Genomic DNA, 16,579 nt, shown 5'->3' on the forward strand with positions numbered 1-16,579 from the left:
AGGATGGGTGATGGATATGTATAATCGTTTGTTAAGAAACGCAAAGTAAAGTTAATGATCTAAATTGTACTTCTCCGTTAGATACTGAATGAACTCCCCAGATTTAACATCTTCAGCTAATGCATCTAAAAAAGTGTAATACGTTAAAGCCCCTTTTGTTTTTTCGATCATACGCAAGGCTTCCTGATACTCGTCTTCTGACTCGGAAGCGTTTAGCACGGCTTCATATTTAACCTGAGCCTTTTGGAAGGTTTGTTCGTTTTTTTGAATATCTGTTTTCCATAGATTAGTGAAAAAAGTAGAAAAGATGTGAGTGAAATCTCCTTTCGTTTGATAAAGATCTTTGCGCTCATCTCTTCTATAGACACGCTCGATAAGTTTGTTATCTAGAAGCCTCCGCACTCCAAGACTCATACTTCCTTTACTCATTCCTGTTTCGTCTCTTAAGTCGTCCAGTGTCATCGGGCCGTTATGAAGATATAAAGTAGAATAAATCTGTCCTATCGAGCGACTGCCTCCATAGATTTCAACCGTTTCTGCCATGCTTTGTTTAATCATCTGATGAATCGCATGTATTTCATCAGTTAAGTTATCATCACGCACTTAGAATCACCTCGAATTTATGAAAAAGATGAATGACTTTCATCGTTTAGTAGCCATAGTATAGACATTCGCTCATTTAAAATCAATGCGTCAAAAACGCTATGAGAGAGATGCCATCTTACAGGTGTTTCATTTGTATATTTCATTTTCATTAAGGTTGTCCCTTTCTTTTGCCTGATGATGGGGGGCATGGTACGATAGACCTTAGAATTAGATAGGAGGCAAGACTATGGAAGAATTAAATCAATGGTTCGAAAAAGGATTAAGTCGCTACGCTTATATCCACTCAATGCAAGTAAATCAAGAAAATCTATTAAAAATATATAACTCTTTTCATTTAGATCCATTTGAAAAGGAAGCCTTACAACTCCTTCAATCCAAGAAATATCGAGCGCTTATCATCACTGCTGATTGGTGTGGCGATGCCATGGTTAATCTTCCTATCTTCATGAGAATTGCAGACGAAGCTTTAATTGAAACACGTTATTTTATTCGTGATGATCATTTAGAACTTATGGATCAGTATTTAACGAATGGAACAGCAAGGTCTATCCCAATTATTGTGCTTATTGACCAGGATGGGAAAGAAGTCTTGAGATGGGGGCCAAGAGCTCCAGAGCTTGAAGAATTTGTAGCAGAGAAGAAAGCTCATTTGCCTGAGAAAGATGCAGATGATTTTGAAGCTGCATTTAAACAATTTGTTAAAGAAATGACAAGCACGTATACAGAGGACCATACGAGCTGGGACTGGATCAAAAATGATCTATTAAAGGCTCTTCAAAAAACAGTTTAGCACGACGACTAGCACTTGACAGGCTAAGTGAGACGAACGATCCCTAATTGGGACCGTTCGTTGTTTGCATAGAGTGAAACGTACCCGCTTACATATACGTCAACTCATTATGTATCTATACGAGAGGAGACAGCTTATGCATGCAGCAAAACAAATAGAAACGATTATCGAGAACATCGAGCGTGTGGTTGTTGGAAAACGGCAAGAAATTAGCCTGAGCTTGGTTGCGATACTAGCAGGGGGGCATGTCCTTCTAGAGGATGTTCCAGGAGTAGGTAAGACAGTGATGGTTAAAGCCATTGCTAAATCATTTGGTGCACACTTTAAACGAATTCAATTCACTCCGGACCTTCTTCCTTCAGATGTCACGGGTGTGTCGATCTATAATCAAAAGTCACAAGAGTTTGAATTTAGAAGAGGACCAATTATGGCAAACATTGTACTTGCCGATGAGATTAACCGTACCTCTCCAAAAACACAATCCTCCTTGCTTGAAGCGCTTGAGGAGGGGCATGTGACAATTGATGGGGACACACATGCGATTGAACAGCCATTTTTTGTGATGGCCACACAAAATCCGATTGAATATGCGGGAACCTTTCCTTTACCTGAAGCACAGTTGGACCGTTTTCTACTAAAGATCAAGCTAGGGTACCCGAGTCCAGATGAAGAACTAGACATATTAAGTCGCCTAGAGAATCAACACCCATTAGATCAGATCACTCCAGTATTAGATACAGCCGAATTGTTACAGCTCCGAGCACAGGTAAGTTCGGTTTACATTGATGAAGCGATGAAGTCTTACCTTGTTTCAATTGTACAAGAAACGAGAAATGATGAATTCATTAGCCTTGGGGTTAGTCCGCGTGGCTCAATTGCTCTTTTAAAAGCAGCTAAAGCTCTTGCGCTGGTTAACGGGAGAGATTATGTTCTACCGGACGATATTAAGTATTTGGCTATTCCTGTATTATCTCACCGTTTAACGCTTTCAACACAGGCGCGAATGAGCGGAGTGACAACACACGAAGTGCTTGAAAAATTGATCAATCGAATCAGGGTTCCCGTTCCAAAAAGGAGGCTTACTTCTTCGTGAAGAAGAGGCGAAATTTCATTAAAACGATGTTAAAGGGACTGGCTGCCATACTTGTAATAGGAGGCTGTTTCGCCTATGCGATGTTTCAAGGGGGATTTGTAAGTTGGTTCTTATTTTATAGCGTGATCATTGTAGGACTTATTATGACTATCTCGATTCTCTTTCCTGCCTCCTTTACCCCAAGCCGCACACTTGGAAGAGCAACGTGTTATTCGGGTGAAGCAGTGGAAGTGACCATCACGGTGAAGAAGCGCAGGTTGCAGCCTTTTATGTATTTAACAGTAGAGGATGCTGTTCCTTCTCATGTTGGACAGGCAACAGATACGCGCGCCATGTTCTTTTTCACAACAGCGAGTACCTTATCCTTTACGTATCGTCTATCGAACCTAAAGCGGGGCTGCTATTCATTTCATGACATTCACTTAACATCGAGCGATTTTTTTGGGTGGTTTGAAAGAAGACAAAAGGTAAAAGCAGAAACGGAGCTTTTTGTGTATCCTAGGTATCATCAGCTAGGAGATGTTCAAGCTTTCCAAACACCAAATCATACAAACGGAGTTTCGGCAACATCCTCTTTTAAAGATGAAGAGAGATCCCTTGCAGGTGTAAGGAGTTATGTTCCGGGAGACAGATTAACAAGTATTAATTGGAAGCAATCAGCCAGAAGGAAAGAACTCATGACAAAGGAGTTCGAAACCTACGAGGGCAAGCGAACGATTATCGCGTTTGATCCGTATCGACGAACGGTCACTCCTGAGCAATTTGAGGATGTTGTGGAGCAGGTGGCATCCATTGCCTCTACATTTATTCAAGCAAACGTTGAAAGTCAGTTAGCTACTTTTCATAACAATCAACATTGGTTGATTGAAGAGTTGCAAGCACACACGTGGGAAAAGGTGTTGAGAATGCTGGCATCTGTGGAAGCTTACCCGCAACCAGCACCAACAATTCATCCAATCTATAGTCAATGGACCAATCAAACGGTTATTTATGTCTGTGCAGAGCTGGATCAACAGGTGATGCATACGATCGAAAGGCTCGCTTTAGAGAGCATTGATCTAAAGGTCTGTCTTTTAGAGTTTGAGCCTGAGCAAATTAGCTTGGCAGAACAATTGCGTGTAAAGGGCATTGAACCAATCTACATGACGTCTTAGCAAGGAGGAAGGTATCTATTGAATCAAAGAAAAAAACACATCCATTATGGTAGAGATGGATTCCTTTATGGCTTAAGCTTCTTGCTACTACTGGAGTGGTTGTTACCTTTACCATTAATGACAGATACAGGATCAATCAGATATTTTTTGATTGCTACGTTTCTTTTTTTTCTTATCTCCTTTTTACAAACACCACTAATTGTTAGTTTTTTGGCAAGAGTAGTTGTAATTGGAGGAAGCCTCTACGTTTTATTTCCTGCTGGAAGTGTCACTCCAATTGAGTGGATCCCATTATTCTTCTCAGATCTAACTACGAGTATTTGGAGTATTTTAACCGGAAGCTGGTATGACTTATCTGACGTATTTCGCAGCTTTTTATTTTTAGTCCTGCTATCAATTATGAGCTTTTTACTATTTTATTGGACGGTTTATCTAAGAAGAATCTTCTTTTTCCTCTTATCAACAGTCCTTTATGTTACAGTCATTGACACGTTTACAATCTACGATGCAACCATAGCTATCATTCGTATCATTGGTATCGGGGTTCTGTTGCTTGGATTCATGTACATGTATCGAACGATTGAAGCGAATCGATATGCTACTATTCCTCGGTTATTACCTATTCGAATGGGACTTGTGATCACTGGATTATTTGTGATCACGGGTTTTATTAGTTTACTTCTTCCAAAGCCAGATCCTAAATGGGACGACCCTGTTCCGTTCCTTCAAGCTGCAGTGACAGGTGATGGAACAGGGCAAGGAGGCCCCCGAAGGATCGGTTATGGTAATAACGACGAGCAGCTTGGCGGCGGCTTTGTTGATGATGATACCCCAGTATTTAGGGCTACTGTGGAGCGTGGGGTTTACTGGAGAGGTGAAACAAAAGACTTTTATACTGGGGCTGGTTGGGAGCAAACAACAACTGCTTCTGGAGGATACCCGGCGTCGGTGAGTTATGGTACGACTGAAGCAGCTGAACGTTCAATTAAAGAAGCGAATGTTAAGATGTACAACCAGATGCGTTTTTCACACTTGTTTTACCCAGGTGAGTGGTTTTCAACTACGATTGAGGAGTATCAAAATGATCCTGTTGTAGTTGATGAGTTTACACAAAAAGCTGAAATCCTTTCTGGAGGAGAAGCACTTTCCCCTCAGGAATATACCTTTGAATATGTCGATACTAATTATAATATTGATGGCCTTAGAAATCTAAGTGAGCCTGATCAGAACTCAGAGTTAAATGAGTACTATACTCAACTTCCTAATTCTGTACCAGAAAGAGTGTTTGAGTTAGCGGAGGTGCTAACAGCAGACGCAACGAATCGATATGATCAAGCAAAGGCGATAGAAGATCACTTTCGGGGACCGGAGTTCACATATGAAACAGAGGATGTTGCTGTTCCGGCGGCAGGTCAGGATTACGTTGATCAGTTTCTTTTTGAGACACAGCAAGGTTATTGTGACAACTTCTCCACATCAATGATTGTTCTGCTACGGACGCTTGATATTCCAGCTAGATGGGTAAAGGGTTTTACGGCAGGAACAATGGTTGATGTAGGGGAGGATGCGAATAGCTACACGATTTCCAATTCAGATGCTCACTCATGGGTAGAGGTCTACTTTCCTGGAGAAGGCTGGGTTGCCTTTGAACCCACTAAAGGTTTTACAAACACGTACTCGTTTGACCAAGAATTTGAAAATGAAGCAGATCCAATAGAAGCACCTGATCGTGAAACAAATCAAGAGGAAGAAGAAACGGAAGAAGTAGACGAAGAGGAAGTAGAGGAAGAAGTGGAAGAGGACGATCAAACGGAGTCTGCTGTTGCAGAGGATCAGAGTACTCCTTCTTCACCTTTAATGTTATGGATAACAGCCTTGATTCTACTAGTATGTTTAACGCTATTTGTTATCTATCGCAAGAAACTCATTACCTCAACGGTTTTATGGTATTATCGTTCGAAAAAAGACGATCGTGTGTTTAACCAAGCGTATGAGAGATTGTTGTGGCTACTTGAGTTTAATGGTTATAAAAGAGAATCGAGTGAGACATTAAGTGAATTCGCAACACGCTTAGATGATCAATTTGGATTGAACGACATGAGTGTATTAACTCGTGAGTATGAGCGCACATTATATAGTGGAAAGCCAGCTGATAATGGATGGGCTAGGCAAAGGCACCTTTGGGAACGAATTGTTATGAAAATCAAGCCTTGACCACTTAAGGTTTGCCTTGTTAAAATAAGTCGGTGTATAGCAGAAGCTACGAATATCAGATGTTTTAACTTCTTAAGGCCAATGCAACGTGCATTCTGATATGAAGCTGCTGGTATTCTGCCAAAGATTCACAATAAGGCAGAGTATCAGCTTTTTTCTTTACGTATGACTTCATGGCAGAATTGTACAATTTAATAGGAAAAGGATGGAAGATCATGACTGAATTTGATCAAGAAATGATTGTTGTTCTCGACTTTGGAGGACAATACAATCAGCTGATTACAAGACGTATACGTGATTTTGGAGTGTACAGTGAGCTTCACTCACATAAGATTACAGCTGAGGAAATAAAAAAATTAAATCCAGTAGGAATTATCTTCTCTGGTGGACCGAATAGTGCGTACGTGGAAGGTTCTCCACACTGTGATCCAGCGATCTATGACTTAGGTGTGCCAATTCTTGGGATCTGCTACGGAATGCAGTTAATGACTCAGCACTTCGGTGGTAAGGTTGAAGCTGCTTCTCATCGCGAATATGGAAAAGCAATTATCAGTGTTCAAAATCAATCTGAAGTATTTAAAGGCCTTCCTATTGAACAATCTGTATGGATGAGCCATGGTGATAAGATTGTGGCACCGCCTGAAGGATTTGTTGTTGATGCATCCAATCCATCGTGTCCTGTTGCGGCAATGAGTAATGAAGCAGCAAACCTATACGGTGTGCAATTCCATCCGGAAGTTCGTCACTCTGAGTTTGGGGACGAACTCCTTAAGAACTTTACCTTTGAAGTGTGTAAGGCAAAAGGTGAATGGTCTATGGAAAACTTCATTGAAGTTGAAACGGAAAAAATCCGTGAGCAAGTTGGAGATAAGCACGTACTATGTGCACTTAGTGGCGGTGTAGATTCTTCAGTTGTCGCTGTTCTTTTGCATCAAGCAATTGGCGATCAATTAACGTGTATGTTTATTGATCACGGACTTCTTCGTAAAGGTGAAGCAGAGAGCGTGATGAAGACATTTAGTGAAGGATTCAACATGAACGTCATTAAGATTGACGCAGCTGATCGTTTCCTTTCTAAGCTTCAGGGTGTATCTGATCCTGAGCAGAAGCGTAAAATCATCGGTAACGAATTTATCTATGTGTTTGATGAAGAATCAGCAAGCCTTAAAGATATGGATTTCCTTGCACAAGGAACCCTTTATACAGATATCATTGAAAGTGGAACCGATACAGCTCAAACGATTAAATCTCACCATAACGTGGGGGGTCTTCCTGAAGACATGCGTTTTGAACTGATTGAGCCATTAAAAGCATTATTTAAAGATGAGGTTCGTAAAGTAGGGACTGAGCTTGGTATTCCGGATGAAATCGTTTGGAGACAACCATTCCCAGGTCCAGGTCTTGGTATTCGTGTACTTGGAGAAATTACGGATGAGAAGCTTACGATTGTTCGTGACTCAGATTACATTCTGCGCGAAGAAATCAAAAAAGCTGGACTGGACCGCGAAATCTGGCAGTACTTCACAGCCCTTCCTAACATGCGTAGCGTAGGTGTGATGGGTGATGCGAGAACATACGATTACACAGTCGGTATCCGTGCCGTGACATCAATTGACGGTATGACAAGTGACTGGGCTCGCATTCCTTGGGATGTATTAGAGTTAATCTCAACACGTATTGTAAACGAAGTAGCTCACGTAAACCGCGTAGTGTATGACATTACGAGTAAGCCACCAAGCACGATTGAGTGGGAGTAAGAACAGAAGTCTCTGAGAATTTTTTCTCAGAGGCTTTTTTTTGTTGAGATCGTTATTTATATTTTAATATCACATTATCCCAATTGATACATGGCGTTAATGTTGCTAGTCTACACTAGAAATAGATAAAAAAAGGGAGGAATGGAAAATGAATCGACTAAGATATATTGGAGTGACAACGATCTTACTACTTGCATTTACTGCTGAGGCAAAAGCAGAAGAGACAACCATCCAGATTCTACATACAAACGATGTACATGGACGAGCTTTTGAGGGCGAGTTCGACGGGATGGGTTATGCAAAGCTAGCGGCTCTCATTGACGAAACCCGCTCTGAGCATTCCTTGTTACTTGATGCAGGTGATACATTTCACGGCACAACATTCGCTTCTCTTGAGGAAGGAGAAACGATTGCGCAGGCGTTAAATCTGTTAGGCTATGATGCGCTTGTTCCAGGGAACCATGATTTTAATTATGGCTTAGAGCGACTCCAGGAGCTTGGAAGTACATTGGATTTTCCGATCCTTGGGGCCAACCTTTTAAACGATACGCAAGAGACGTTCTTTGATCCACATCTAATTAAAGAAGTAAACGGCATAAAGATAGGCATCTTTGGTCTTTCTACTCCAGAAACGGAATATAAAACGCATCCTAATAATGTTCGTGATGTAACGTTTGAAGATCCGTCCATCACGGCAAATCGGATGGTAGAGCAGCTTGAAGAAGAGGGTGTGGACTTAATTATTGCACTGGCACATCTCGGAATCGACAAGTCAAGCGAGATTACAAGTGAGAAAGTAGCTGAGGATGTACCAGGCATTGATGTAATTATTGACGGACACAGTCACTCTGAATTAAAGATCGGAATGGACACAGGAAATGGAACACTGATTGCGAGTGCAGGAGAATACGTCCAAAATCTTGGAGTAGTTGAACTTGTATTCGAGGACGGCGAGCTCGTTGACCGGAGCGCACGATTAATTAATCAGACCGAGGTTGAAGAGATCGAACCTGATCAAGAGATGGAGTCCCTTTTAGAAGAGTTAGAAGAAGCCCAGCAAGTCATTCTAGCAGAACCCGTTGGAGAAACAAAGGTAGAGCTTGAAGGGGAACGTGAGCAGGTACGAGTAGAAGAAACCAACCTTGGAAATTTCATTGCTGACGTGTTACGTGAATCAACAGACGCAGATATTGCCTTAACAAACGGAGGAGGAATACGCGCTTCTGTCGCTGCTGGCACAATCACAAAAGGGGATCTTGTGGAAGTCTCTCCATTTGGAAACTATGGAGTGACAAAGGATGTAACTGGTGAGCAGCTTTTGGAGATCCTGGAAATTGGAGTAAAAGATTACCCTGAGCCAAGTGGTGGGTTCCCACAAATAAGCGGATTCTCGTTTTATGTAGATGAATCAAAGCAGCCGGGGGATCGTGTTCATTCAGTCACTATAGAAGGTGCCCCACTAGACCTATCTAAAACATATACCCTGGCAACCAATGATTTTCTAGCAAGTGGTGGTGATGAGTATGAGCCACTAGCTGGGCTCCCTATTACTAATGAATATAGTGCGCTGGATGAGTTATTAATTTCATACTTAGGAGAATCAGGGGAAATCGCACCAAAGGTAGAGGGACGTATACAATTTGGAGAGCTTGAAAAAGAGGGATCCAGTGACAAAGCAGTTCAAACTGGATCAGATTCTTCGTCTTATGTTGTTCAACCAGGTGATACACTATTTAAGATTGGGCTGCGTGAAAATGTAACCTGGGAGACATTGATGGAATGGAATCCAACGATTAAAGACGAAGACTTGATCTACGCAGGTGAAACAATTTATTTCTCTGAAGAACCAAGTCAAAAGTAGAAACATTCGCGATTTTTATCCTTCCATTCTTTTCCTCGGACAAACAGAGTAACCTAGTAAAACACACAAGAATGAAGGATCATTCTTGTGTGTTTTTATTCGTTTTCCGAATAATGCATATGAAATCGCACTCATTGTTCGGTTTTTATTGACAAATTGAATAAAGGTTGCTAAACTCAATTCATAAACAACCACATATCATTTCTCGTATATTCGCGGAGATATGGTCCGCGAGTCTCTACAAGCTGCCTTAAAGAGCTTACTACGATGTTATCCCAATAGAGGACGGACGGTCTTCTATTTTGCTGATAATGTGTACGCTCGGAGCAGGATGCTCGGAGCTTATTTTTATGGGGAAAACCCCCAAGGAGGAGCAGCATGGATCGATTTTTTGGATTAACAGAAAAAGGTACGACTATTAAAAGAGAGGCAATTGCTGGACTTACTACATTCCTAGCCATGGCATACATTTTGGGCGTAAACCCAATGATTCTTGGTGATGCTGGTATGGATGTGAATGCAGTCTTTGTAGCAACAGCTCTTTCTGCTATGATTGGATCACTGATCATGGGACTTGTTGCGAATTATCCAATCGCTGTCGCTCCTGGAATGGGATTGAATGCGTTTTTTGCTTATACAGTTGTTCTTGGAATGGGATTAAGCTGGCAAGCAGCATTGTTTGCTGTATTTGTTTCAAGTATTATTTTTCTACTTATTACTGCATTTAAAATTAGAGAAATTATTATCAATGCAATTCCCGCAGAGTTAAAGCATGCGGCAGGTGCAGGTATTGGTTTATTCATTGCTTTTATTGGTTTAAAAAACGCAGAGATTATTGTTGCGGATCCAGCGACATTTGTTGCATTAGGTGATTTAACATCAGGTCCTGTATTACTTGCGGTGTTTGGTGTTGTTCTAACTGCCATTTTTGTCGTTATGGGTCTTAAAGCAGGCGTATTTTATGGACTAGCTATTACAGCTGTAGTTGGAATTATCTTTGGTTTAGTTGGTCGTCCTGAGGGCATTGTAGCGTCTGTTCCAAGCTTGTCTCCAACGCTTTTTGCAGCGTTTGATATTAGCAGTTCTGAAATTTTTAGTGCTCAAATGGGTATAGCTATCTTAACTTTCTTATTCGTTACATTCTTTGATACAGCAGGAACATTATTTGCTGTTGCAAACCAAGCAGGATTCGTGAAAGACAATAAGCTACCACGTGCAGGAAAAGCGTTATTCTCCGATGCGAGTGGTGGAACGATTGGTGCACTTCTGGGTACATCAACAACAACTGCTTATGTAGAGTCAACCTCTGGTGTAGCTGTTGGAGGCCGTACAGGTCTTACTGCGGTTGTCACGGGAATTCTATTCTTAATCGCACTATTTTTCTCACCACTACTAGCAGTCGTTACAGGTCATGTAACTGCCGCTGCTTTAATTATTGTTGGTGTCATGATGGCTTCATCTCTACGCTTTATTGACTGGACGCGTATGGAAGTAGCAATCCCAGCCTTTGTTACATTTGTAGCAATGCCACTAACGTATAGTATTGCAAACGGAATTGCGCTTGGATTTATCCTTTATCCAATTACAATGGTTGTTAGTGGAAACGCGAAAAAAATGCATCCGATTATGTATTTCTTATTTGTAGTATTTGTTCTGTACTTTGCGTTTTTAAGTCATTAATCCTTGAAAAACCGCCTCTCCAAATCGAGGCGGTTTTTTTGTTATCGTATTTGCGCGTACACACAAGTGTCTCTTAACTCTTCACTATCAATCGCCTTTGCTTCCTGTTTTAATACGGCCTCGAGTTCAAAGTTCAGCCTCTCAGCAATCGCGCGGCTTTTCACGTTTTTTGCATCACAGCGAATTTCAACTCTGCGTGCCTTTAATTCTTGAAACGCAAAGGTTGTAATCCCTTGAACCGCTTCGGTCATATAGCCTTTTCCACTATATTCTGTTCGAATCCAATAGCCAATCTCCACTTTAGGAACGTCCCAATCGATTCGATGCAGGCCGGATGAGGCTACAAGTTCCCCAGTTTCTTTATGGAATACGAGTAAACGAAGGTCTTTCCGGGTTAAAAAGTTGACGTGAGCTTCGCGGATGTTTGCTTCTGTTAGCTCTGGTGATTGTTCGAAATGTGCAAAGGGCAACCATGGTTTAAGCTGCTCGATCGATGAACTGACCGCTTCGTACATCTTCGCGCCATCACCTGGTTTTGGAGCTCGAATGAGTAATCGTTCGGTTTCAAAGCTATCTGGAAAATCAATCATTAAAGGATTCATTTGTTTCACCTCATCTGTAGTTCTCTACAGTTTACTTGAATGAAAGGTTCCTGCCAATAGAATAAAATGAATATTTTCCCTATTGCGAGGCACGATAAGCTTATCAACGAGTGAGGTGGAACAAACATGCCTTCTATCTATTCAATTAGTACATATGCACCTCCGCACAAGCTTCGTCAGGAAGACACAATGGAGTTTGCGAGAGAATTATTTAGTGAAAGCTTTGAGGACATTGAACGTCTCTTAACCGTATTTGGCAACGGCCAAATCGATGAGCGTTATTTTGCGGCACCAATGGAGTGGTTCCACGCGCCACATACGTTAAAAGAGAGAAACGACTTATTTATTGAACTGGCTGTAAAGTACGGTGTAGCTGCAATTCAAAGTTGCCTTCAAAATCATACGTTTCTAAAAAGAAGAGTCGGTGTGGATGAAATTGACGCGATTATTTGTGTCACCAGCTCAGGCATGTCGACTCCCGGACTAGAAGCAAGAATGATGAATCATCTTTCATTTGATAAACATACAAAGAGAATTCCCATATGGGGGCTGGGCTGTGCTGGAGGAGCTGCGGGATTAAGCCGTGCCTTTGATTATTGTCAGGCTCACCCAAAGGAAAATGTTTTGCTCGTTTGTGTGGAATTATGTAGCTTAACCTTTCAACATAATGACCATTCTAAGAGTAATTTGATAGGTACCTCACTATTTGCAGATGGGGTGGCCTGTGCGTTAGTGGGTGGAGATGAGAGCTCCCTTCGATTTGATCTTGTGAAAGAAACCTCCCCTCGCTTTCTAGGTAGCAGGTCAACACTTATGCCTCAATCAGAGGATGTGATGGGGTGGGATGTACGGGATTCAGGTTTACACGTTGTCTTTTCGCGAAGTATACCTGGAATTGTGGAAAAATGGCTTGAACCAAATGTGAAAGAATTTTTGCAGGAAGAAGGCGTACAGCTCTCTGACATTGATGCCTTTATAGCACACCCTGGTGGGAAAAAGGTGCTTGAATCCTATGAAAAAGCTCTAGGCTTCTCCCCTGAAGAAACGGCTGTGTCTAGAGAGGTATTACGAACGTATGGAAACATGTCCTCACCTACAGTGCTATATGTGTTAAAAGAATTTATGGAAGCAGACAGACCACTCGGTTATCGCGGGTTGATTGCTGCACTTGGGCCAGGTTTTTGTTCTGAGCTTGTTCATGTTGAGTGGGAGGGAATGGTTCATTGATACTCGTTTATCTTTTTATTGGACTTGTCATCTTGCAACGACTAGCTGAAGTAGGGGTGGCTAAATCAAATGAACGATGGATGAAGGATCGTGGTGCATTTGAAGCAGGAGCAAACCATTATCCTGTTATGGTTGCTCTTCACGTTTCATTTTTCCTTTCATTATTACTTGAGGTAACCTTAAGGCAATCAGAATGGACGATGTGGAGTATTTTGCCGCTTGCTCTCTTTGTACTTGCTCAAACGATTCGAATATGGGCACTTGCCACACTGGGAAGAAGCTGGAATACCAAAATAATCGTCTTGCCGGGAGCGGAGCCTGTGAACCGAGGGCCCTACAAATGGATTCGCCATCCTAACTATGTGGTTGTTGTCTTAGAAATTCTCTTTTTGCCGCTTGTTTTTCAGGCGTATGTAACGGCTATCGTATTTAGCCTGTTAAATGTGGTGATGCTAAGCGTTCGAATTAAAGCGGAAGAAGACGCACTTAATCACGAAGGTAGCTATCAACAGACATTTAAACATGTGAGGCGGTTTATTAGTATACGGAAGAAATAAAAGATCGGCGTTCCAGTCCTCTCGGATTGACGCCGATTTTGTTTATCTTCCCTTTATTCGAGTTCATTGTAAACATCAAAGAGATAAGGTTCAAAGGTGGTGTCCGTTCCATCAGGGAATAAGGCCCATCCTTCAGGCGCGGGGTGAAAAGCCTCGTTCCAAACAATCATGGGAAGAGCGAATGCTTGATTTGTCGCATCATAACGAACTTCATAAGGAAGGCCCAGGAGCGTGTAATAAAAAAGAGGACTCGTCTCAAATTGGATCTGAGTGTTCGTGTTGTTTTCAAATGTATTGACGTAGTTCAAGCTCGTCTGAACATAAACAGATGGTGTGCTTGTGGATTGTACCAGAGATGAAATAGTTTCGATATTCGGTACAATCATCCAATCATTGTTGTCTTGTCTAAGATGGAATTCAAATTCATGCTCCCAGTACGCATCCCATTGAATGGTGACAGGGATGTAAACTCCACCTTCGCCTTGCTCATGCACCTCTCCGATTACGTAGCCTTCAAAAGGTTCAAACTCGTCAAGCTGCTGTTCAATGAGATCAAGAAATTCATCATCTACTTTTGAAGAATCAATAAATGCTAAAACGTCGTCAGAACGAAAAGGAAAATCTGTTTGCTGTAATTGTTGGAGGTATTGATTTAATCGTTTTTCAGGTCCTGTTTGTTTTAGAAGGGTGAAAAAGAAGTACGAAAAAGTAACTGCGCTTATGATACTTATTAGGTAGAAGCGTGTTCTTCGTTTAGACAATTCATCACCCCAATTCCCTGACATAAAATGGTGTGTCTCTAGTTTAGCGATCATCATCCGTACATTCAATGGATCATTGGATTTTGTCGAACGAAAGAGGTCCTCATGCTACAATTAACACAAAGATCGTTTAAGGGGGAGTTACATTGGCTAAAAAACGTAAACAACAATTTAGTGTTGCGCCAGAGGAGAGTATAGCAGAGTGTCTCGATCGTATGAAAGACGAAGGATATCGTCCTATTCGACGCATGGAGAAGCCAGTTTTTAAAGAAAATGGCTCAAAAACTCCAGTTATTAGTCATCAGCAGATTATTTTTGAGGGAATATTAGAGGAAGACGAACAATAATTCTTTAATGAGATAAAACCGTTCGACTTTTAGTTGACACTCTTAAAAATACCTTGTAAGATTAATGTGCATTGTCGATAAAAAACGAAATAACACCTCATATAATTTTGGGAATATGGCCCATACGTTTCTACCTGATAACCGTAAATTATCAGACTATGAGGGAAGATAGCGTACATTTGTCTACCGTTTTTAGTAGATGGGGTACGTAAAGCGCGGAATTAGCTGTCTTTCTCTCATTGTGCAGATTAGGATCTGATTCTGCGTTTTTTTTGTTTGAAACAAGCAGTCATACGAGGGAGTGAATGATGGTGATGGAGCCAGCTGTTGGCGTAATCATGGGAAGTACATCTGATTGGGAAACAATGAAACACGCGTGTGACATGTTGGATGAGTTAAATGTTCCTTATGAAAAGAAAGTGGTATCTGCTCATCGTACACCAGACTTAATGTTTCAATATGCTGAGCAAGCAGTTGGACGAGGTCTAAAAGTCATCATTGCTGGAGCAGGAGGAGCTGCTCATCTACCAGGTATGGTAGCAGCAAAAACGCCACTACCTGTAATTGGGGTTCCAGTTCAATCCAAGGCTTTAAATGGACTTGATTCACTTTTGTCAATCGTCCAGATGCCAGGAGGTGTACCGGTAGCAACGGTTGCCATTGGTCGTGCCGGTGCAACCAATGCGGGGATCTTAGCAGCACAAATTGTTGGGACTACGAATCAAGTGGTACAGGATGCCGTGCTAACCAAACGTAAACAAACAGAAGAAGCTGTTCTTGCGAGTAGTGATACGCTATGAGCGATGTTCAAGTGAAACCAGGAGCAACCATCGGTATGATCGGTGGCGGACAATTAGGAAGAATGATGGCTCAATCAGCAAAGCAAATGGGGTACCGAATTGCGGTTTTAGAACCAGGACACGATTCCCCGTGTGCTCAAGTAGCTGATCATGTGATTGAAGCAAATTATGACGATCTTGACGGCGCAGCTAAGCTTGCGGAGTTAAGTGACGTCATCACATATGAGTTTGAAAACATAGATGAATCAACGGCAAAGTGGCTGACAGAACATGTTGATTTTCCACAAGGTTTTGACGTGTTACGAGTGAGTCAGCATCGTTTAACTGAAAAACGAACAATTGAATCATTCGGCGTACCTGTAGCACCCTATGCTGAGGTATCATCACTTTCAGACATCCAAACAGCATATGAGACTGTTGGACTTCCAGCTGTTTTGAAAACATGTCGAGGAGGATACGACGGAAAAGGCCAGGCTGTTGTTCGAACGTTTGAAGAACTTGAACAGGCTGCAATAGAGCTAATACAAGCAGGTGAGCTGGTACTCGAAGGATGGATTTCATTTCAGTGTGAAGTATCGGTGATTGTGACACGTTCTCGAAACGGAGAAACAAGTACGTTCCCAGTAGCTGAAAATATTCATAAAAACAATATCTTGCACCAGTCGATCGTGCCAGCGCGTATCTCAGAAGAAACAGCTGAAGAAGCACGAGCCATTGCCTTAAAGCTTGCAGAAGGTCTTGAAGTAGTTGGGACGCTTGCAGTTGAAATGTTTGTTCAAGAGGATGGTCACATTCTTGTAAATGAGATCGCACCCCGTCCACATAATTCAGGACATTACACGATTGAAGGGTGCCTGACATCACAGTTTGAACAGCAAATTAGAGCGGTATGTGGGCTGCCACTTGGTAGCACAGAGCTCCTAAAGCCTGTTGTCATGGAGAATCTACTCGGTGAGGACATTAAGCCTTTATACGAAAAGCTACACCTTCTAGGTGATATTTCGCTTCATCTATACGGGAAAGCAGAAGCAAAGGAAAAACGAAAGATGGGTCATCTGACTGTTCTTGCAGATACAGTAGAAGCTGCACTTAGTCAGCTTGAGCAATTCAAGAAAGTAGCAACGAACTAA

At 41.8% G+C, this 16,579-nt stretch carries 15 protein-coding genes and 2 riboswitches; of the genes, 12 read left to right on the forward strand and 3 right to left on the reverse strand.

The features are described 5' to 3' along the window. Positions 1–51 precede the first annotated feature (51 nt). Positions 52–603 carry a GbsR/MarR family transcriptional regulator gene (locus NSQ54_04815; GenBank protein ID WYP27433.1) on the reverse strand — a complete coding sequence of 184 codons (552 nt, stop codon included), beginning with the start codon at positions 601–603 and terminating at the stop codon, positions 52–54. 229 nt (positions 604–832) lie between these two features. Here NSQ54_04815 and NSQ54_04820 point away from each other — a divergent pair, with 229 nt between their 5' ends. From NSQ54_04820 to NSQ54_04850, 7 genes are all read left to right on the forward strand, one after another. Next, entirely contained in the window at positions 833–1,396 is a 564-nt protein-coding gene (locus tag NSQ54_04820) for a thioredoxin family protein (GenBank protein ID WYP27434.1), read from the forward strand. A 136-nt stretch (positions 1,397–1,532) separates the two neighbouring features. Then, positions 1,533–2,489 carry a MoxR family ATPase gene (locus NSQ54_04825; GenBank protein WYP27435.1) on the forward strand — a complete coding sequence of 319 codons (957 nt, stop codon included), beginning with the start codon at positions 1,533–1,535 and terminating at the stop codon, positions 2,487–2,489. After that, positions 2,486–3,643 (forward strand): DUF58 domain-containing protein, encoded by a 1,158-nt coding sequence (locus NSQ54_04830; GenBank protein ID WYP27436.1) that lies wholly within the window; start codon positions 2,486–2,488, stop codon positions 3,641–3,643. The genes NSQ54_04825 and NSQ54_04830 overlap by 4 nt, the downstream gene beginning before the upstream one ends. Before the next feature lie 18 nt (positions 3,644–3,661). Next, the gene (locus tag NSQ54_04835) at positions 3,662–5,857 is read left to right on the forward strand and encodes a transglutaminase domain-containing protein (protein WYP27437.1); all 2,196 of its coding nucleotides are present in this window, start codon (positions 3,662–3,664) and stop codon (positions 5,855–5,857) included. A gap of 215 nt (positions 5,858–6,072) precedes the next feature. Continuing rightward, on the forward strand, positions 6,073–7,614 hold the full coding sequence (gene guaA, locus NSQ54_04840; protein WYP27438.1) for a glutamine-hydrolyzing GMP synthase: 1,542 nt from the start codon (positions 6,073–6,075) through the stop codon (positions 7,612–7,614). A gap of 148 nt (positions 7,615–7,762) precedes the next feature. Further along, the gene (locus NSQ54_04845; protein ID WYP27439.1) at positions 7,763–9,475 is read left to right on the forward strand and encodes a 5'-nucleotidase C-terminal domain-containing protein; all 1,713 of its coding nucleotides are present in this window, start codon (positions 7,763–7,765) and stop codon (positions 9,473–9,475) included. 185 nt (positions 9,476–9,660) lie between these two features. Then, positions 9,661–9,760, forward strand: a riboswitch (purine riboswitch). Between the two features lie 93 nt (positions 9,761–9,853). After that, complete coding sequence (locus tag NSQ54_04850) at positions 9,854–11,155, forward strand: NCS2 family permease (GenBank protein WYP27440.1); 1,302 nt, start codon at positions 9,854–9,856, stop codon at positions 11,153–11,155. Between the two features lie 41 nt (positions 11,156–11,196). On the opposite strand, the gene NSQ54_04855 is transcribed toward NSQ54_04850, so the two are convergent. Next, positions 11,197–11,757, reverse strand: a complete 561-nt coding sequence (locus NSQ54_04855; protein ID WYP27441.1) for a GNAT family N-acetyltransferase — start codon at positions 11,755–11,757, stop codon at positions 11,197–11,199. Between the two features lie 126 nt (positions 11,758–11,883). Here NSQ54_04855 and NSQ54_04860 point away from each other — a divergent pair, with 126 nt between their 5' ends. Together NSQ54_04860 and NSQ54_04865 are read left to right on the forward strand one after the other, a co-directional pair. Beyond that, positions 11,884–12,984 (forward strand): 3-oxoacyl-[acyl-carrier-protein] synthase III C-terminal domain-containing protein, encoded by a 1,101-nt coding sequence (locus tag NSQ54_04860; GenBank protein ID WYP27442.1) that lies wholly within the window; start codon positions 11,884–11,886, stop codon positions 12,982–12,984. Continuing rightward, positions 12,981–13,541: an isoprenylcysteine carboxyl methyltransferase family protein gene (locus NSQ54_04865; GenBank protein WYP27443.1), complete on the forward strand. Its 561-nt coding sequence runs from the start codon at positions 12,981–12,983 to the stop codon at positions 13,539–13,541. Before NSQ54_04860 ends, NSQ54_04865 begins: the two co-directional genes overlap by 4 nt. A 53-nt stretch (positions 13,542–13,594) precedes the next feature. On the opposite strand, the gene NSQ54_04870 is transcribed toward NSQ54_04865, so the two are convergent. Next, the gene (locus NSQ54_04870; protein ID WYP27444.1) at positions 13,595–14,302 is read right to left on the reverse strand and encodes a hypothetical protein; all 708 of its coding nucleotides are present in this window, start codon (positions 14,300–14,302) and stop codon (positions 13,595–13,597) included. Between the two features lie 146 nt (positions 14,303–14,448). Between NSQ54_04870 and NSQ54_04875 the strand changes: the two genes are divergently transcribed. The 3 genes from NSQ54_04875 (at position 14,449) to purK (ending at position 16,579) form a co-directional block, all read left to right on the forward strand. Further along, the gene (locus NSQ54_04875) at positions 14,449–14,649 is read left to right on the forward strand and encodes an NETI motif-containing protein (protein ID WYP27445.1); all 201 of its coding nucleotides are present in this window, start codon (positions 14,449–14,451) and stop codon (positions 14,647–14,649) included. Positions 14,650–14,726: 77 nt separating this feature from the next. After that, a riboswitch (purine riboswitch) is annotated at positions 14,727–14,828 on the forward strand. A 135-nt stretch (positions 14,829–14,963) separates the two neighbouring features. Continuing rightward, positions 14,964–15,449, forward strand: a complete 486-nt coding sequence (purE, locus tag NSQ54_04880; protein WYP28497.1) for a 5-(carboxyamino)imidazole ribonucleotide mutase — start codon at positions 14,964–14,966, stop codon at positions 15,447–15,449. Then, positions 15,446–16,579: a 5-(carboxyamino)imidazole ribonucleotide synthase gene (gene purK / locus NSQ54_04885; protein ID WYP27446.1), complete on the forward strand. Its 1,134-nt coding sequence runs from the start codon at positions 15,446–15,448 to the stop codon at positions 16,577–16,579. The genes purE and purK overlap by 4 nt, the downstream gene beginning before the upstream one ends.

The organism is Alkalihalobacillus sp. FSL W8-0930, from assembly GCA_037965595.1.
Taxonomy (GTDB): domain Bacteria; phylum Bacillota; class Bacilli; order Bacillales; family Bacillaceae_D; genus Alkalicoccobacillus.